Here is a 13,542-nt window from a genome sequence, read left to right as displayed (position 1 = left end):
ACGCGCCATGTGAAAGCCGATACTCAGGTGGGAAACGTCACAAAGCCGCAAAAAAGGCATCCAAACCCATCGGGCGTGGATGTCACGATCCGGCTATTTGACGTCATCCTTGCCAAGACCTTTTCAGGCCCGGAGACCATCCCTGGCTTTCATTCGAGGCGAGTATTGCCGCAGTGGGTCTAAAAAAGTGTTACATCTGTACCGTGAATAAGCACATGTACACATTTGACCGCCAATTCCGAACCGAGGGCCTGTGTAGATTTGACACGTGTCAAAACCACCTGTCCGAAAGTATGAGAGTGAGCCTTCCGCCCCTGTTCGAGCCTTGCCCAATTGCCGCAGTTTTCCTCTTATGGAACGCGCAAAGCGATGGCGGCGATCCTACGACCTAGCCTGACAAGGGCAAGAGACTTGCAAGTCGCAGCGGAAACCGTCATTGACGGGGTATGACCCAATCGCCAAACCCCCAATCGCCAAGCTCCCAATCGTCGGAACCCCAACGTCTCGACCAGTTGCTGGTTGCTCTCAATCTGTTCGCCAGCCGCTCGCGCGCCCGCGACGCCGTGCAGCGTGGCGGCGTCAAGGTGAACGGCCGCACGGTGACCAAGCCGAGCCTGACCTTCTCCCCTGATGTGTCGATAGAAATCGACGATCCGGCCCAGGATTATGTGTCGCGCGCCGCGCTGAAGCTGGTGGCTGGTCTCGATCACTTCAAGCTCGACCCAAAGGACCATGTCTGTCTTGACGTCGGTGCGTCCACCGGCGGCTTTACCGAAGTGCTGCTGCATCGCGGTGCCGCTCATGTGATTGCCATTGATGTCGGCCATGAACAGTTTCATCCCCGGCTGGAAAGCGATCCCCGCACCACCAATATAGAAGGGCTGAATGCCCGCTATCTGGAGCCGGAGGATATCGGCAATCAGGAGTTTACCTTCCTGGTCTCCGACGTCTCCTTCATTTCGTTGAAACTAGCGCTTGTGCCTGCTCTCGAAATGGCCGAGCCAGGCAGCCATTGCCTGCTGCTGGTCAAGCCGCAATTTGAGGCGGGCCGTGAGGCCATCAGCAAGGCGGGTCTCCTCAAGGAGCCGGAAACCGCGCCGCTGGTCGCCGCCGAGCTGGAACGCTGGTTAAGCGAAGACATGGGATGGACAAGCCTTGGCCTGATCCCCTCGCCGATTGCCGGTGGCGATGGCAATGTGGAATTCCTGCTGGCAGGGCGAAAGCCTGAAGAACAGCCTGAGGACGCAGAATGAGCACCGAAACCCTAACGATCAACAGCCTCGGCGCCCAGGGCGATGGCATTGCCAATGGTGCGGACGGCCCGGTCTATGTGCCGTTTTCCCTGCCCGGCGAGCGGGTGGCCGTGGCCCGCGTCAAGGATCAGGGCACGATCATGTCGATTGCCTCGGCCTCGCCGGAGCGGATCGAGCCAGTCTGTCGGCATTTCGGCCCTGACGGGGTCGGCGGAACCTGCGGCGGCTGTTCGCTTCAGCACATGGAAAAATCCGCCTATAATGAATTCAAGCGTTCGACGCTGATCGCGGCGCTGAAATCCAAGGGCATCGAGACCGAGGTAAACCCTCTGGTCGAGGCCTTCCCCGGCGAACGGCGGCGGCTGGTGTTCACGGCCCGCAAACGCGAAAAGGGCCTGTTGATCGGCTTCAACCAGGCCGCATCCCGCCATATTGTCGAGTTGGAAGAATGTCCCGTCACATCCGCGGGCATTCTCGCCCGGCTGGATGACCTGCGCGCCATCGGAGCGGCGATTGCCACCGGATCGGATCATTTCCGCATGACGGTGACGGAAACCACCACCGGGCTGGACGTGTCGCTTGATGGCGTGCGGGGCGGCCTGCCGGACCGCGAGCGCCGGGCGATTACCGAAGTCGTGTTGAAAATGCGCGGCGTGGCCCGCGTTTCCGTCAATGGCGAAATTGTCATCGAGCCGCATAAGCCGATGCTGGATTTCGGCGGGGCGCTGGTCGCCATGCCGCCCGGCACCTTTACCCAGGCAACCCGCCAGGCCGAAGAGGCCATGACCGCCTTGGTCCTCGACCATGTCGGTAAGGCCAAGCGGGTGGCGGATCTGTTTTGCGGGATCGGCACATTTGCCCTGAGACTGGCCCGCCAGGCCCAGGTTCTTGCTGTCGAATCCGACGAAAAGGCGGTGAAGGCGCTGGATCTGGCCGCCCGCAACACCAAGGGCCTGAAGCCGATCAAGGCCGAAAAGCGCGACCTGTTTCGCCGCCCGCTGATGGTTTCGGAACTGAAGGGGCTGGACGCCGTGGTCTTCGACCCGCCACGGGCCGGAGCCGAGGAACAATGCGCGGAACTCGCTCGCTCGCAGGTGAAAACCATCGTCGCCGTCAGCTGCAATGCTTTGACGCTGGCCCGCGACCTGTCGATCCTGATGGCCGGCGGCTACCGCATAACCGCCGTCACACCCATCGACCAATTCCTCTGGTCGCCGCATGTCGAAGTGGTGGTGGCGCTCACCAAGGGCTGACGGTCTTCATCCGATGATGATCAATACTGCCGCAGCTTGCCGCTACCAACCGCGTTGGCGCAGCGGCAGCTCTCCCCGACCCGGCCCGGACTGGCCGGGCAAGAATACCGCCCCGCACCCGCATCGCTGGCCGGTGGCTTGATAATGCAGACATAGCGCGGCGGACGGACATTACCGCCCTGCTGGGGGCCGCCCTGCTGTGGAATGTTGCGGTTGATCGTATCCGGCTGTGCCTGGGCAAGCTGGAGGAGAGGTACCCTGGTAGAGGGTTCAGTGCCGGGTCGGTCTGCGGCATGAGCCGCTGGCGCCGCAGCGATCATCGCTATGGCAATCAATAAGCCTCGCATCTTTCCCTCCCGAATAGACAGGCCGCAAAACAGTGGAAACAGGCTTCCCCAAAAAAACTCTAGCAGAAACCTATGAATATCCACTGAACAACACGATGGCTTGCGGCTATACAAACAAAACAAGAGCATCCTCTCCTGAAAACATAAAACGAAGACTATATTTAAATAATAATTTAAAAAATCTAAAATCAACTGTAAATAGAAGATCTTAATGGACTTCCGTTTAAATATTCATTGGAATGTCATATTCGATTAAGGAATTTTTATATCCTTCACGACAGTTTCGAGATCAATTTGACACGCTGACATTGCCAATCAGTCAGGGCTTATGATGGCGTGGATTTATGTAGCGCCGGACCGCATAGTGGAAACCGGTTTTCGAAACAGCCGATGCTGAAACGACCGCGAGAGCACAGTGCCGATTCGGTGTTTCGCATCATGCTATAAACTCAATTTAAACTGCCGACCGCGTGGGGCGCTGGGGTGTCTTCACATGCGCAGTTTCGGTGTCAGGATATATTTCATATGGCCAGAAATTTGAACCTGATGTCCAAGATTCTGATCGCTGCATGTGCGGCTGTTGTCTTGGTCCTCTGTGGATTTTCGCTCTATATTGATAATCTTCAGCGCTCGACCATTGGCAAGACTGTGGCGGAGGAAATCAATTCTTCCGGCCTGCAAGCATCAGAAAGCATTGCCAATTGGCTGAATGCCCGCGTGATGCTGACGGAATTCGCTGGCCAGGCTGCTGGCAAGATCGGCACGCCAGAGGGAATTTTGACCGAATTTGACAATCCGGTGCTGCTGCGCGAATTCATGTCCACCTATGTCGGCCATCAGGCGGATGGCAAGTTTACCTCGGTTCCGTTCCAGCCTCTGCCGGAAGGCTATGATCCCCGCATTCGTCCCTGGTATCAAGGCGCGGTCAAGGCCAATAAGGTCGTGCTGACAGAGCCATATACCGACGCATCGACCGGTCAGTTGATCCTAAGTGCGGCGGTGCCGGTAAAAAGAGAGAGCCAATTATATGGCGTCGCTGCCAGCGATTTCTCCTTGAAAACACTGGTTGGCCTGATCAAGGCCGTTGATATTGGCGGCAAGGGTTCGGCTTTCCTCGTCAACGGCAATGGCACGATTCTGGTTCATCCGGATCAGGCACTGGTGACAAAAACGCTTTCGGATGTCTTTCCGGCTGAAACACCGAAAATCGGTGGTGGCTTGGTGGAAAGCCAGTTCGCCGGTAAGCCGGTGCTGGTCAACTTCATGCCGATCAAGGGCCTGCCGGTCGATGGCTGGTATCTGGCGCTGGTGGTGGATGAGGCAAAGGCCTATGCCGCGATTGGCGAGTTCCGTCTTGCCGCGGTCATTGCCACGGTGATTGGCGTGATCGCCATGGTCGGCATTCTCGCACTGGTGCTCTCGACCCTGGTGGTGCGTCCTGTGGTGCAGATGACCACGGCGATGAGCAAGCTGGCCGGCGGCGACGTGTCCGCCGCCATTCCCGGCGTGCAGCGCGGCGATGAGATCGGCCAGATGGGTGCGGCGGTCGCTGTCTTCCGTGACAACGCTATCGAGCGGGTTCGTCTGGAACACGAGGCCGACTCCACCCGCACGATGAGTGAACAGGAACGGCGCGACCGCGAAGCCGTAAAGGCACGTGAAGCAGAACAGGTGTCATTTGCGGTACATGCGCTGGCCGATGGACTTGGCAGGCTTGCCGATGGTGATCTGGCCCATAGTATCGAGACACCTTTTGCCGGTGATCTTGAGCGGCTGCGCTTCGACTTCAACGCAGCAGTGGCAAAGCTGCACGACGCCATGGCTGCCGTTGGCCAAAACGCCAGACAGATTGATGGCGGTGCCATGGAAATCCGCGCCTCGGCTGATAATCTTGCACGCCGTACAGAACAGCAGGCCGCCTCGGTTGAGCAAACCGCAGCGGCACTGGAAGAGGTGACGACAACGGTGCGAGACAGCGCCCACCGCGCCGAAGAGGTGGGCCAGATCGTGACCCGCGCCCGCAGCGGGGCGGAAAAATCCGGCGAAATTGTCCAGAATGCTGTTAATGCCATGGAAGCCATAGAGACATCCGCCAACCAGATTTCCAACATTATCGGGGTGATTGACGAAATCGCCTTCCAGACCAATCTTCTCGCTCTCAACGCGGGCGTGGAAGCAGCCCGCGCCGGTGAGGCTGGCAAGGGATTTGCCGTTGTCGCCCAGGAAGTGCGCGAATTGGCCCAACGTTCGGCAACAGCTGCCAAGGAAATCAAGCAATTGATCCGGGTATCGGGCGAGCAGGTGGCAAACGGCGTATCGCTGGTAAGCCAGACCGGTGAGGCCCTTGACGGCATTATCAATGAGGTTCAGGAAATCAACAAGCATATCAATGCTATTGTTGTCGCCTCCCGCGAACAGTCACAGGGATTGCAGGAAATCAATGCCGCTGTGAATGTCATGGATCAAGGCACGCAACAAAATGCCGCCATGGTCGAAGAGCAAACAGCGGCAAGCCATGGACTGGCGCAGGAAGCGGCCGCTCTGACTGAATTGCTGGCGCAATTCAGACTGGCCAGAGACGCGGCAAACCTTACGCAACGGCGCGCCGCCTGACGGGTCTTGTACGAAGAGTCATTTAAAATGACGCTTCGTATTCCTCACAGTCCATGACACAAACGTTTTGATAGACCGCGTGCCCCCTCACCCCCCTGCCGGGACCTTCTCCTCACAGGCGTGAAGAGATACAAGGCAACGTTCTGTTATTTCGCCGTTAATTTGCGGTTCAGTGCAATCAGCATGGTCTCTTCTCCCAAGCGGGGAGAAGGTGGCGGCAGCCGGATGAGGGGGTGGCGAAGCCCTGAAATGTTTGCGTCGCCTACTGTGCATATTCCTTGTGAAAATATCTCAAGCCTTTGATGCATTTTAGATATTTTGATTTTTCAAAGTCAAGGATACGCATCTATCTGCCTAGAGTCTGTCAGGTTCCACTTTTCCCTGACAAACTCTCGGTACCATGCTTATGCGATAGGCACTGCAATCACTTCCTGGCCAGAAATGCCTCGAACGCTGCACGGGCCTCGGCGCTTTTCAGTTGGGCTGCAAAATGCGCAAGTTCTTCATCCAGCCGGGCCAGAACCAGGCTGCGATCACCGCGCAGCAGATCCCGGGCGATTTTCAGGGCCTGGGGTGGCTTTTTGGCAAGGTTTGCGGCGAGCGCCAGGGTTTCGCGCTCGACCGCATCTGGCTCGACCACTTTCCAGATCAGCCCGGCTGCACGGGCCTCTTCCGCCGAGAACCCCTCGCCTAACGCCAGAAGTGCGAAGGCGCGCTGGTGGCCCATGGCAAGCGGTGCCAGCAGGCTGGAGGCCGCTTCCGGCACCAGTGCCAGATCGACGAACGGCGTCTTGAACAGGCTGCGGCTGGAGGCAATCGTTAGATCGCAATGCATGTTAAGGGTCGTGCCGATGCCGATCGCCAGGCCATCGACGCCTGATACCAGCGGCTTTTCCGCCGCCACCAAGGCCCGCAGCACGAGAGCTGCCGCTGGAAGTTTGCTGCCGTCAGACAGGGCATAGGCGAGGAAATCCCCCATGTCATTGCCTGCGGTAAAACAACCTTCGGTGCCAAGGAATGCGACGGCACGCACCGTGTCATCGGCCTGCGCCTCATTCAGGGCGGCGGTGATGCGGTGATACATCGCCTCGGTAATCGCATTCTTCTTATCCGGCCGATTGAAGCGGATAACCAGCACGCCGGGATGGGTTTCGGGCCGCTCGACAAGGATATGCTCGCTCATGATTTAGGCCTCCAGCACGGTGCGGGCAGCAGCAAGGCTAGCCCCGCCGCCGACCACCGCCTGTTTCAGGCCCGAACTTTCCGCCAAGAGGTTTTCCGCTACAAACCGGCAAAGCGCCACGCGCTTACCATCTTCCACCTGCGCCAAGCCCCCCTTGGCCAGATAGGCACCGGTCAGGGTCAAGCCGAACAGCCGCTGATAGGGTGTTGCGCCAGCAAGGGCTTCGGCTTGCGCGCCCTCGCCTAGCCGGGCCAGCAGGTATTCCGTCGCATCTTCGAGATCGCGGATCGCGGCCAGCAGCCGGGTCGCCGTTTCGCCGAAGCCGGGCCGGTTGCTGGCATCGACAGCCACGGCAAGGGCTTTCAACTCGCTGAGGAAGCCACGCACATGCGCACCCTCGGCCAGCGGCAGCTTGCGCACCACGAGATCGATCGCCTGGATACCGTTGGTGCCTTCATAGATCGGCGCAATGCGGGCGTCACGCAGCAGGCGGGCAGCGCCCGTCTCTTCGATAAAGCCCATGCCGCCATGCACCTGAATGCCCATGGAGGCGACATCGACGCCGATGTCGGTGGCAAAGCTCTTGGCAATCGGCGTTAAAAACGCGGCACGCGCCTGCCAGTGGCGGGCCTCATCGCCTTCGCTATGGTGGCTCATGTCGATGGCATGGGCGCAGGAATAGCAGATCGCCCGCGCCCCTTGGGTCAACGCCTTCATGGTCAAAAGCGTGCGGGCGACATCCGGATGCTCGATGATCGGGCTCATGCCCGCACCGGTCCAGCCGGGGGCCTTGCCTTGGGTGCGCTCCCGCGCATAGGCGGTGGCAAGCTGGGTGGCAGCTTCGGCAATCGCCACGCCCTGCATGCCGACGGCCAGCCGCGCATTGTTCATCATCGTGAACATGCAGACGAGGCCCTTGTTTTCCTCGCCGATCACGTAGCCAATCGCGCCCGGATCATCGCCAAACCGGCCATCGCCAAAAATCATCGTGCAGGTGGGAGAGCCGTGAATGCCCAGCTTATGCTCCAGCGAATGGCAAAACAGGTCATTGCGCGCGCCAAGCGAGCCATCGTCATTCACCAGGAATTTCGGCACCAGAAACAGCGAGATGCCGCGTGTACCCGCAGGCGCATCGGGAAGCCGTGCCAGAACCAGGTGGATGATATTGTCTGTGGCGTCGTGTTCACCCCAGGTGATGTAAATCTTCTGACCGAAAATCCGATAGGTGCCATCGTTTTGGCGCTCGGCGCGGGTTTTCATCACACCCAGATCAGAGCCTGCATGGGGCTCGGTGAGATTCATGCTGGCCATCCATTCACCGGAGACCATTCTGTGCAGGAATTTTTCCTTCAGTGCCTCGCTGCCATGGGCGGTCAATGCCTCTGAAGCACCCATGGTCAGAACTGGCCCCAGTGCAAAGCCCATCGAGCCAGCATTCCACATTTCCAGCGCCGCAACGTTGAGCAGATGCGGCAGGCCTTGTCCGCCATAGCGTTCCTCGGCCACCAGCCCGTTCCAACCACCTTCAGCCCAGCGGCGATAGAGATCGGCCCAGCCATCCGGCAATTGTACCTTGCCATCCACCAGTTTCGCGCCCTGCCGGTCGCCATTTGCGGCCAGCGGTGCGATCTCATTGGCAGCAAACCGACCAGCCTCCTCCAGAATGGCATCGGTCAAATCCTCGGAAAGATCGCCAAACCGGCCCTCTTCCAACGCCTGCGCCATGCCAGCAACCTGTTTCAGGGTAAAGGCAATTTCCTCCACGGGGGCCTTGTACATCGCATTCTCCTCCGCCAAATCCCGGCTTGCAGCGGGCCACTCCCGACCCGGACAGTTCCTGACACTCCAGCTAATTGATTTTTACGTAAACGTCAATAAATCGCAAGCTCATTCGGGCATTCCCGCCAGTTGATCCGGGCGTCACAATCGGAGCATATAGGGTAGGCCGCAAGCCTTGGAATAACCGCGACGCGAGGAAGTTCAATACCCATGCTGACAGCGACCACCCCCATTCCCGGCTTAGTATGGGCCTATCATATCGACGCCCGCCATCAGAGTGCCATCCGCCTGCCGATGGATGCGACACTGACGGGCCTGATGCCGGAACAGGGGTTTCTCTGGCTGCACCTCAATCTTGCCGATGTGCGGGTACCCGGCTTTATCGAACAGTTTCCGGGCCTGAGCGAAGCCGCTCGCGCCGCGCTGATCAATCATGAACATCACGCAGCACTCTCCGTGGACGAGCAGCTGATCTATGGGACGCTGGTGGATTTTCAGCGCGAATTTGCCGCCGCCACCCGTGACATCGGCTGGCTGCATTTTGCGCTGTCCGACCGGTTCATCATCACCACACGGCTGCAACCGATCCGCTCGGTGGATATTTTGCGCGGTGCTATCGAGAAAAATCCGGCGAAATTCGCCTCGCCCATGCAGGTCTATGAAGTGCTGGTGGCGGAGTTTCAGCGCGGCATCATGGCGCTGGTGCTGGAACTGATGGAAGAGATCAACCGCATTGAGGATGTCGTCTATGATGAGGACATGCGCGACGAGCGCACCCAGCTTGCACCGCTGCGCCGGGTGATCGTGCGGCTGCATCGGCATTTGCGCGGCATGCTCAGCATGATGCGGCGCGCCAATGCCGTAGACGAGGACGAAATGCCCGCCGGTTTCGAAGATGTGGCAAGCCGCCTGACCAACCGGCTGGAAGCCGCCGACCACGATGTCTACGCGCTGCATGAGCGCGCCCGGTTGCTGCATGAAGAGATCGACAGCAAGCTCTCCTCCGAGACCAACCGGCATCTCTACATCCTGTCGCTGATGACGGCCTTCCTCTTGCCGCCATCGCTGGTGACAGGCTTTTTCGGAATGAACACCTCGCATCTGCCCTTTACCAGCGGACCGGAAGGATCGGCCTATGCGATTGCCTTCATCCTCGGGTCGATCTTTCTCGCCTGGTTTATTCTAAGGCGTGCCAGAATTCTCTGAAAACGCAAAACGCCCGGCGCAACCAGCACCGGGCGTTTTATCAGTGAAGAATTCGCTTAATAGTAAGGCGAGTAGCACTGCTGGCGCACGCCGCTATAGGTCACGAACGTATTGCTGTAGGAATCATAGCTGCGGTAGCGACCGGCACACCAATCGTAATGGCGCGGATTGATGCCATTGCTATAGGCAGGTGCCGCGGGTGCCGGGCGTGGCTGCGAGGCGATGGCCCCACCGATCAACGCACCGGCGGCAAAGGCTGCCAGCGGATACCAATGGCCATCATGGTGACGGCGGTAACCAGGGCGCGGGCCATCGTAACCCCGGTAGCCACGGTAATAGCCACCGCCACGTCCGTAACCATCGTCATAGCCGCGCCACTGGACCTGCTCCACCGGAACAGCAGATTGCGCCACTGGCTGCAATGTGTTCAGAGGCATGGCATCGGCGGATATAAAAGATGTTGCCAGAACAGCCAACGCCGTACCGGCCACTGCAACGCGCTTGATGAAGGTCATGATCGTCGTCTCCATATGATCAATAGAGATAGGGAGGAGAAGCTCGCCTGTCCAGATCACGTCTCATCACAGTTATTAGACGCATGATACGGAACGGCAATACTTACCCTTATTGCCCTCACCCTAGCCAGGTGCAGATGAACCGGCGATTAATACATCTACCACTCATCTGTCCGCTGCCAGACAAGCCTCGCGAAACGCAGCCGGCCTAAAGCTTGGGAAAGTTTCTTTTAACAAGCATCCGGTAATTTACTTGTATCCGGTCATTCACTTGGGCGACAGCCAATGCGGCAGCTCGTCATCCTTTGTGTGGAGAGTGCGTTCGATGTCCAAATTGAGATATTATGCCGCCCCCAAAACGACGGCTTTGGAAAACAAGCCTCCCAAGGCTGTCCACAGCGAATTCCTGCGGACCGGCAAGATCATCCGCGACGAGGACGACTGGCTGGCCGACGAGAAGCGCTATCTGACCCACGAGGAAGTGGCCGTGCGCACCGCACGTCGGCTGGAAGCGGCGGCAGAGACCACCCATCAGCGCATCAACGGCTTTCACAAGTCCATCCGCTTTCCCAAACTGCTATTTCACCAGACACTTCAGGATATTCCGCATCTGGGTTACTGTCATGTCACGGCCTCGCGGTCGAATTTCGCCCAATATGCCGATGTGAAATGGGCTTTCTATTTCGCCAATTTCAATGCCGAGGTCGGCGGCGAGGACAGTTTCTTCCAGAAGATCACGCCGCAATATGGCCGGATGTATTTTGCCGTAGCGCTGAAACCCGACAAAGCCAAACGCGAAATGACCGTGGATCGCTCGATCCGCGAAGACGGCCTGCTGTTTCGCACCAGCGATCCGAAAGTGGCGCTGAAAAACGTGCTGCTCTTGGGCGCACGCACCTCGGCACTGCGCAAGATCATCGCCAGCATGTGACACAAGCCAGGTCTGATCCTTTGGATCAGACCTCGATTTCGACGTCGCCTGTCGGACGGGAGCAGCAGGCGAGGATATAGCCTTCCTCGATTTCGTCATCGAGAATGCCGCCATTGTGGTTCATGTCCACGTCGCCCGACAGCTTCATCACCCGGCAGGTGCCACAGAGACCGGATTCGCAGGCGGCACCGATGCGCACGCCGATGGAGCGGGCGGCTTGCAGCACGGTAAAGCCCGGCTCGCACAGCGCTTCCTTGCCCGCCAGCGTGAAGGCGACCTTATGCGGCTTCACCTCGCCCGTGGGATCGGCAACCACCACCATCGGCTCCGGCGCGACTGGCTGGAAGGTTTCCTCGTGGTAGCGGCTCATGTCGAAACCGGCACCGGCCAGCGATTCCCTCACTGTTGCCATGAACGGTTCTGGCCCACAGCAGAACACCGTGCGATCGAGAAAATCCGGTGCCAACAGGCCGATTTTCGCCTTGTCGATAAAGCCGCGCAGGCCCGACCAGAGCTGTGAACGCTGCAATTGCTCGACAATGAAGCCAAGCTGGAAGAAGGGCAGATATCTGGCCTTATATTCCAGTTCCCAGCGGAAAATGATGTCGTCAGGCGAGCGAGCGCAGTGGATGAAGGCGATGTCGCTATCGGGCTGGCGGTCGGCCATGTCGCGGGTCATCGACATCATCGGGGTAATGCCGGAGCCTGCCGAGATGAACAGGTATTTCTCGCCCGGATGCTTCACATAGGAAAAATCACCCAGCGGCCCGAAGGCCTTGATCTTCATACCGGGCTTGAGGTTTTCAAACATCCAGCGGGTGCCGATACTGTCCTTCTGCGCCTTGACCGTAACGGCCACCGTATAGGGTCGCGACGGGCTGGAAGACAGCGTATAGGTGCGCATCACAGGTTCTGGCCCGACCGGCAGTTCCAGCGTCACGAACTGGCCGGGCAGATAGCGGAACCAATGGCCCGGCCTGTCCGACTTGAAGGTGAAGGTCATAACGTCAGGCGCTTCCGGCGTCCAGGCGACGCATTCCAGCAGATGCTCCCGGTCCGACCAGGGCCGCATCTCATCGACATGCCGATAGATCTTGTCCACCGCCATGATCAGGCCACGACCGACAAGGGGGATTTCCGCGCGGCTGTTTCGCCGTCCAGACGGTCCACCATGAAATTGGCGTACCATTCCACGAACTGCATCACGCCGCCTTCATGATCGGGCGAATAGGGGCCGGGCTCATAAGCGGGCGAACGAATGCCAAAGGCATTTTCCTCGACAATCGACCGGTCCTGATCGTTGGTCATGTTCCAGACATGGGTGAGGTCGTGGAGATTGTAATCCACGCCTTCCACCGCATCCTTATGCACCAGCCAGGTGGTGGTGACGGCGGTTTCCTCGGCGCTCAGCGGCAGCACCCGGAAGGTAATGGCGTGGTCACCAAGCAGATGGTTCCAGGTGGTCGGATAGTGGAACATCAGCATCGTGCCGATATGGGAGATGGTCACATCATCCGACAACGGGCGCTTGACGGCCCGCTTGCCATCCATCGTATAGCTTTCGGCATCCTGAATCAGCGGCATGCGGGCGACGCGGAACTGGCCGCTCTGATGCATGGTGAAGGCGCTGGGCAGGTTTGCCGCCTCGCAGCGCTGCCAGTGCTCGGTAATCACAGGATCGTCACCCGCGCCCTGCACGCCGGTGGCGCTTGGCGCTTCCGGATAGGTGCGGCACAATTCCGGGTGATTGCCGGCGCAATGGTAGCATTCCCGGTTGTTTTCCCAGACCAGCTTCCAATTGCCCTTTTCGACAATGGTGTTGCGATGGGCAATCTTAGCTTCGGCAAGCCGGTGCGGCTGAAGATAGGGCAAGGCTGTAGCGCGGTAGCTGGCGAAATCCTCCGGCACCTCTGCCAGACAGATGAAGATATAGCCGCCAAAGCTTTCGCAAGCGACCGGCTTCATCCCATGCTGGCTCTTGTCGAAATCCTCGCCCATCTGGCGGGCAAACACCAGCGATCCGTCCAGATCATAGGTCCACTGGTGATAGGGACAGACCAGCTTTGCAGATGCGCCGCGTTCCTGTGTGCAGACCCGGTGGCCGCGATGGCGACAGGTATTGTGGAACGCACGGATCACCCCATCGCGCCCGCGCACGACGACGACAGGATAATCACCGATCTGCACGGTAAAATAATTGCCAGCTCTCGGAATTTCGCAATCATGGCCCATGAACAGCCAGTCACGATACCAGATCAATTCCATATCAAGCTTGAAGTAATCTTTGTCGATATAGAAGGGCTGCTCCAGACTATAGCCTTCGCGGCGATTTTTCAGCTGGCGCAGAACGGTGCTGTGAATATCCATGATACCCTCGTTTTCCAACCGGCGCGGGAGCATCGAAAGAAAGGGGGCATACCCGCCTACCTGCGACAGCACAGCGCGACCTATGCCTCATAACC

At 58.7% G+C, this 13,542-nt stretch carries 11 protein-coding genes; 5 read left to right on the top strand and 6 right to left on the bottom strand.

Features of this window, described 5'->3' with window-relative positions; genetic code table 11:
• Positions 1 to 446 precede the first annotated feature (446 nt).
• Entirely contained in the window at positions 447 to 1,253 is an 807-nt protein-coding gene (locus tag FS819_RS02405) for a TlyA family RNA methyltransferase (protein WP_156548412.1), read from the top strand.
• Positions 1,250 to 2,506, top strand: a complete 1,257-nt coding sequence (locus tag FS819_RS02400; protein ID WP_156548414.1) for a class I SAM-dependent RNA methyltransferase — start codon at positions 1,250 to 1,252, stop codon at positions 2,504 to 2,506. The genes FS819_RS02405 and FS819_RS02400 overlap by 4 nt, the downstream gene beginning before the upstream one ends.
• Before the next feature lie 20 nt (positions 2,507 to 2,526).
• Here FS819_RS02400 and FS819_RS02395 read toward each other — a convergent pair whose 3' ends face one another.
• Entirely contained in the window at positions 2,527 to 2,853 is a 327-nt protein-coding gene (locus FS819_RS02395; protein WP_156548417.1) for a hypothetical protein, read from the bottom strand.
• A 525-nt stretch (positions 2,854 to 3,378) separates the two neighbouring features.
• Between FS819_RS02395 and FS819_RS02390 the strand changes: the two genes are divergently transcribed.
• Positions 3,379 to 5,466, top strand: coding sequence for a methyl-accepting chemotaxis protein (locus FS819_RS02390; RefSeq protein WP_156548419.1), 2,088 nt, complete (start codon positions 3,379 to 3,381; stop codon positions 5,464 to 5,466).
• 424 nt (positions 5,467 to 5,890) lie between these two features.
• On the opposite strand, the gene FS819_RS02385 is transcribed toward FS819_RS02390, so the two are convergent.
• Together FS819_RS02385 and FS819_RS02380 are read right to left on the bottom strand one after the other, a co-directional pair.
• Positions 5,891 to 6,649, bottom strand: a complete 759-nt coding sequence (locus tag FS819_RS02385; RefSeq protein ID WP_156548421.1) for a crotonase/enoyl-CoA hydratase family protein — start codon at positions 6,647 to 6,649, stop codon at positions 5,891 to 5,893.
• A 3-nt stretch (positions 6,650 to 6,652) separates the two neighbouring features.
• Positions 6,653 to 8,428 (bottom strand): acyl-CoA dehydrogenase, encoded by a 1,776-nt coding sequence (locus FS819_RS02380; protein ID WP_156548422.1) that lies wholly within the window; start codon positions 8,426 to 8,428, stop codon positions 6,653 to 6,655.
• A gap of 210 nt (positions 8,429 to 8,638) precedes the next feature.
• Between FS819_RS02380 and FS819_RS02375 the strand changes: the two genes are divergently transcribed.
• Positions 8,639 to 9,634, top strand: a complete 996-nt coding sequence (locus FS819_RS02375; RefSeq protein WP_156548424.1) for a transporter — start codon at positions 8,639 to 8,641, stop codon at positions 9,632 to 9,634.
• A gap of 56 nt (positions 9,635 to 9,690) precedes the next feature.
• Here FS819_RS02375 and FS819_RS02370 read toward each other — a convergent pair whose 3' ends face one another.
• Positions 9,691 to 10,149, bottom strand: coding sequence for a BA14K family protein (locus tag FS819_RS02370; RefSeq protein WP_143116625.1), 459 nt, complete (start codon positions 10,147 to 10,149; stop codon positions 9,691 to 9,693).
• Between the two features lie 325 nt (positions 10,150 to 10,474).
• On the opposite strand from FS819_RS02370, the gene FS819_RS02365 reads away from it, so the two are divergent.
• On the top strand, positions 10,475 to 11,080 hold the full coding sequence (locus FS819_RS02365) for a DUF6656 family protein (protein WP_070167613.1): 606 nt from the start codon (positions 10,475 to 10,477) through the stop codon (positions 11,078 to 11,080).
• A gap of 25 nt (positions 11,081 to 11,105) precedes the next feature.
• Here FS819_RS02365 and FS819_RS02360 read toward each other — a convergent pair whose 3' ends face one another.
• Both FS819_RS02360 and FS819_RS02355 read right to left on the bottom strand, forming a co-directional pair.
• On the bottom strand, positions 11,106 to 12,188 hold the full coding sequence (locus tag FS819_RS02360) for an FAD-binding oxidoreductase (RefSeq protein WP_070151853.1): 1,083 nt from the start codon (positions 12,186 to 12,188) through the stop codon (positions 11,106 to 11,108).
• Positions 12,189 to 12,190: 2 nt separating this feature from the next.
• Positions 12,191 to 13,447, bottom strand: a complete 1,257-nt coding sequence (locus FS819_RS02355; protein ID WP_156548426.1) for an aromatic ring-hydroxylating oxygenase subunit alpha — start codon at positions 13,445 to 13,447, stop codon at positions 12,191 to 12,193.
• Positions 13,448 to 13,542 lie beyond the last annotated feature (95 nt).

The organism is Allorhizobium sp. Av2 (genome assembly GCF_021462805.2).
Classification (GTDB): domain Bacteria; phylum Pseudomonadota; class Alphaproteobacteria; order Rhizobiales; family Rhizobiaceae; genus Allorhizobium; species Allorhizobium vitis_G.
Note: the sequence above shows the minus strand (reverse complement) of the source record. Positions and strands in the feature narration are given on the sequence as shown.

What these genes read in the sequence shown, in the direction of transcription:
- FS819_RS02370 (WP_143116625.1), bottom strand. Translation starts at nt 10,149, where the DNA reads ATGACCTTCATCAAGCGCGTTGCAGTGGCCGGTACGGCGTTGGCTGTT.
- FS819_RS02385 (WP_156548421.1), bottom strand. Translation starts at nt 6,649, where the DNA reads ATGAGCGAGCATATCCTTGTCGAGCGGCCCGAAACCCATCCCGGCGTG.
- FS819_RS02390 (WP_156548419.1), top strand. Translation starts at nt 3,379, where the DNA reads ATGGCCAGAAATTTGAACCTGATGTCCAAGATTCTGATCGCTGCATGT.
- FS819_RS02395 (WP_156548417.1), bottom strand. Translation starts at nt 2,853, where the DNA reads ATGCGAGGCTTATTGATTGCCATAGCGATGATCGCTGCGGCGCCAGCG.
- FS819_RS02375 (WP_156548424.1), top strand. Translation starts at nt 8,639, where the DNA reads ATGCTGACAGCGACCACCCCCATTCCCGGCTTAGTATGGGCCTATCAT.
- FS819_RS02380 (WP_156548422.1), bottom strand. Translation starts at nt 8,428, where the DNA reads ATGTACAAGGCCCCCGTGGAGGAAATTGCCTTTACCCTGAAACAGGTT.
- FS819_RS02360 (WP_070151853.1), bottom strand. Translation starts at nt 12,188, where the DNA reads ATGGCGGTGGACAAGATCTATCGGCATGTCGATGAGATGCGGCCCTGG.
- FS819_RS02405 (WP_156548412.1), top strand. Translation starts at nt 447, where the DNA reads ATGACCCAATCGCCAAACCCCCAATCGCCAAGCTCCCAATCGTCGGAA.
- FS819_RS02365 (WP_070167613.1), top strand. Translation starts at nt 10,475, where the DNA reads ATGTCCAAATTGAGATATTATGCCGCCCCCAAAACGACGGCTTTGGAA.
- FS819_RS02400 (WP_156548414.1), top strand. Translation starts at nt 1,250, where the DNA reads ATGAGCACCGAAACCCTAACGATCAACAGCCTCGGCGCCCAGGGCGAT.
- FS819_RS02355 (WP_156548426.1), bottom strand. Translation starts at nt 13,447, where the DNA reads ATGGATATTCACAGCACCGTTCTGCGCCAGCTGAAAAATCGCCGCGAA.